At 43.2% G+C, this 3,744-nt stretch carries 3 protein-coding genes; 1 reads left to right on the top strand and 2 read right to left on the bottom strand.

The features are described from left to right. Positions 1-456: 456 nt before the first annotated feature. Together AB4653_RS17140 and AB4653_RS17145 are read right to left on the bottom strand one after the other, a co-directional pair. Positions 457-879 carry a hypothetical protein gene (locus AB4653_RS17140; RefSeq protein ID WP_017099139.1) on the bottom strand — a complete coding sequence of 141 codons (423 nt, stop codon included), beginning with the start codon at positions 877-879 and terminating at the stop codon, positions 457-459. Positions 880-1,000: 121 nt separating this feature from the next. After that, positions 1,001-1,888: a TraB/GumN family protein gene (locus AB4653_RS17145; RefSeq protein WP_102257964.1), complete on the bottom strand. Its 888-nt coding sequence runs from the start codon at positions 1,886-1,888 to the stop codon at positions 1,001-1,003. Positions 1,889-2,292: 404 nt separating this feature from the next. Here AB4653_RS17145 and AB4653_RS17150 point away from each other — a divergent pair. After that, on the top strand, positions 2,293-3,744 hold a 1,452-nt coding region (locus AB4653_RS17150; protein ID WP_372104816.1), incomplete at its 3' end, for a carbohydate-binding domain-containing protein.

Here is a 3,744-nt window from a genome sequence, read left to right on the forward strand (position 1 = left end):
AGCTTGGTAGCGCATCTGGTTTGGGACCAGAGGGTCGGGGGTTCGAATCCCTCTTCACCGACCACATTAAGAAAGCCTGCTCAATGAGCAGGCTTTCGTCGTTTTAGATCATAGGAAATAGGATCAGAACCAAAGTGGGGTTCGCCTGATATTCAAAATAAGCTCTTCACCGGCCACATTAAGAAAGCTTGCTCATTGAGCAGGCTTTCGTCGTTTTAGAGCGTTGGAAATAGGATTAGAACCAAAGTGGGGTTCGCCTGATGTTCAAAATAAGATCTTCACTGCCACATTGAAGAAAGCCGTAGCACTCTCGTAATAGAGGGGGCTACGGCTTTTTTGCATTTTGGTATATGTGTCATTCCCTAGAGCGACGAAGGAGTGAGTCGGAAATCTCTTGTTGTTCTAAACATCCCGCATAGAGAAAGGATTGACTCAATAAGCCAGCCGAAAATCTGTTTACTTCACATCACACGTGATGTTCTTGATTGGCGTCTCTGAAGTAACAAAGCAAACATACGCTTCAACAGGGTTATTTCGACCAATTCGAATGTAACCCGCCTGTATTTCATCTTCATTAAACGTCACCGAGTGAGAGTTACTCGTTTGGCCATCGTAAAAGCTCGCTTCAAATTTTCTATTCATTTGGCTCGCGATACGGTTGCGTGTCGTCGATGTAATGAACGTAATATTGGCGCAGCGCATCGGTGGCTTCTCAGTGATCAGAAACTGGCCGCTTTCTTTATCTAACACACCGCCTTTTGTATCCGGTTGAATGTCTATCGCCTGAAACTGTTCGATGGTACAAGTTTCTTTAGCCGTCACTACCGTAGGCGTGAGGATCGCTAGGGCTAAAGGTAAAGCAAAGAGTACTAGTTTCATGAGAACAACACCGTATATAAAAAGAGCGAAAGATAATAACACCGTTATGGTGCAATTAAGTGTAATGATTCAGTTATTAGGTAATGGTTATATTATGAGAAGGTCATGGTATCGAATTTAGTTAGTTGTCGTCACTAGTCTCAAATTGACACCGGGCCTGTTGGCTTTGTGATTGTTGAGTGACATTGAAACCTTTCTCTTCTAACAACTGCAATAAGTTACCTTCTCCTATTAGGTGCAAGGCGCCAACCACAATTAAGTAGCTATCTTTCGAGTCAAGTTTCCAATCATTGGCGGATAGTTTGTTTGCCCAGTCTATATTGCGATCGGTTAAAAATGCTTTCTCTAGTTCAGGTGACATCTCAGACAGCTCTGCGAAAGCTTCCAGCTTCGCTAAATCACCCGCTTTCCAACTTTCGATTAAGCAATGAACCACACGATCAGTTTGGTCAAACTCTTCAAGGCTACTGACTAACCACTCCTTACCGTCGTCCTTTTGTTTTGTCATCAGGTCTATTTGGAATTGAAGCGGCTCTAAGCTGATAACGGGAACATCTTGGATAGTCGCTTTGTAAGCTAGCGTCGCATCAACGCCGCCGGCGGAGCCATAACCGAGTTTTTTTAACTGCTGCATCTGTATAGAAAGAGATGTCGCCCAAGGCGGTGAGCTAAGCAGTTGTTGCGTCGGCATGTCCAATGATTTTGAGATGTCGGTTAATAATCGCAGCTGTTCTTCATTGAGTACATCGGCTGTAGTGAATTTGTTGCGGGGATATACAACGTCATCAGACTTTCTGATATCCGTTTCGATAACTAAGCCATCACTGTTTTTTAGCGCGTCGGTAATTGCCGAAGGAAGTGGGTACATGCTCTCGTCTCCCACGTGCACAGAACCTAAGATAGTAAGCGTCAGATCATCCTTTTTGGCTTGCCAATAAAGAGGCTCGGCCGCAGCTTGTTTGGCTGAAAATGCGAGAACGAATAAAGTTACGTACAAAAATGTGCGCAAGGAAAGCTCCTATTAAAAGATATGAACTCGTTAAAATTGATTTTGACGGCGTTTTTTAACGGTTTTTTTTGAGAACGATGTCACGTTGTTTGTACGAAAAGTATAACAACACGAACAAACTCTTAAACCTTTCTCCCTACCAACAACACGATTTTATGAAATCCTTTAAAAAGATTGTGATTCAATTCTCAGTTTTTACGTCAAAATAAAAATGACGGAAGTGCCGTGGGTTGTAACTTTATGATTTTAATATAATTAATTTTATCAGTGTTTTTGAGATTTGAAGCCGATCACTTTATTAACCTGATTTAATTCACAGCAAAAAATAAGCCCATATAGTTTATCTAACTTTCGAAGCGCTCCACTTTGCTTCTGACTCAATTTTAAATTTATGGGTGAATACGATGTTGAAGAGAAACTTACTATCTGTAGCGGTACTGGCTGGTTTGACGGGTTGTGCTGTAACGCAAGCACCTGAGCAACAGGTGGTTAATGCACTGGCTGATAACCTTGATGTGCAATATGAAATTCTAACCAATCACGGTGCGAATGAAGGCATGGCTTGTCAGGACCTAGGTGCTGAGTGGGCGTCATGTAATAAAGTGAACATGACCCTGACCAATGACGGTGAAGCGATTGATTCGAAAGATTGGACTATCTACTTCCATAGTATTCGCCTTATTTTAGATGTTGATAACGAACAATTTAAAATCACTCGTGTAACGGGTGACCTACACAAACTAGAACCTACAGATAAGTTCGATGGTTTTGCCGCTGGTGAAGAAGTGATTCTTCCGTTAACGAGTGAGTACTGGCAACTGTTTGAAACTGACTTTATGCCGGGTGCATTCGTAACTGCGCCAAACGCAGAACCTAAGATGATTGCTTCATTGAATACTGAAGATGTCGCGTCGTTCGTAACAGGTTTGGAAGGAAACAACCTTAAGCGTACACCTGATGACAACAATGTCATGGCGACTGCGGTTACGCGTTTCGAAAAGAATGCGGATCTAGCAACGCAAGACGTTTCAACAACGCTTTTACCAACCCCAATGTCGGTAGAAGCGGGTGAAGGTTCAGTGAGTATTGCTGGTGGTATTGCCCTACCTAAAGAGGCATTCGATGCTGAGCAGTTCGCTGCAATTGAAGAACGTGCAGATGTGGTAAACGTAGATGTGAGTGGCGACCTACCTGTTAGTGTTGCCGTTGTTCCTACTCAGTTTACGGGTGATTTAGCAAAATCTGGCGCTTATGAACTAAGCATCTCGGAAGAGGGGATTGCGATTAAAGCGTTTGATAAAACAGGTGCTTTCTACGCAGTTCAGTCTATTTTTGGCCTAATAGACAGTCAGAACGCTGAATCACTACCACAACTGTCGATCAAAGATGCACCACGCTTTGATTACCGTGGTGTGATGGTGGATGTTGCTCGAAACTTTCACTCAAAAGATGCCATCCTAGCGACGCTAGAACAAATGGCTGCATACAAGATGAATAAACTTCACCTTCACTTAACGGATGATGAAGGTTGGCGTTTAGAAATCCCAGGTTTACCAGAGCTAACGGATGTAGGGTCTAATCGTTGTTTTGATTTGGAAGAGCAAAGCTGTTTACTGCCTCAGCTAGGTTCAGGTCCAACAACAGACAACTTTGGCTCTGGTTTCTTTAGTAAAGCGGATTACGTCGAGATCTTAAGCTACGCAAAAGCGCGCAGCATCGAAGTAATTCCAGAAATTGATATGCCAGCACACGCTCGTTCTGCTGTGGTATCAATGGAAGCGCGTTACACTCGCCTAATGGCGGAAGGCAAAGAAGCTGAAGCAAGTGAATATCGCTTGATGGATCCACAAGATACG

This window comes from Vibrio sp. 10N.222.48.A3 (genome assembly GCF_041475345.1).
Classification (GTDB): domain Bacteria; phylum Pseudomonadota; class Gammaproteobacteria; order Enterobacterales; family Vibrionaceae; genus Vibrio; species Vibrio tasmaniensis_A.

What these genes read in the sequence shown, in the direction of transcription:
- AB4653_RS17140 (WP_017099139.1), bottom strand. Translation starts at nt 879, where the DNA reads ATGAAACTAGTACTCTTTGCTTTACCTTTAGCCCTAGCGATCCTCACG.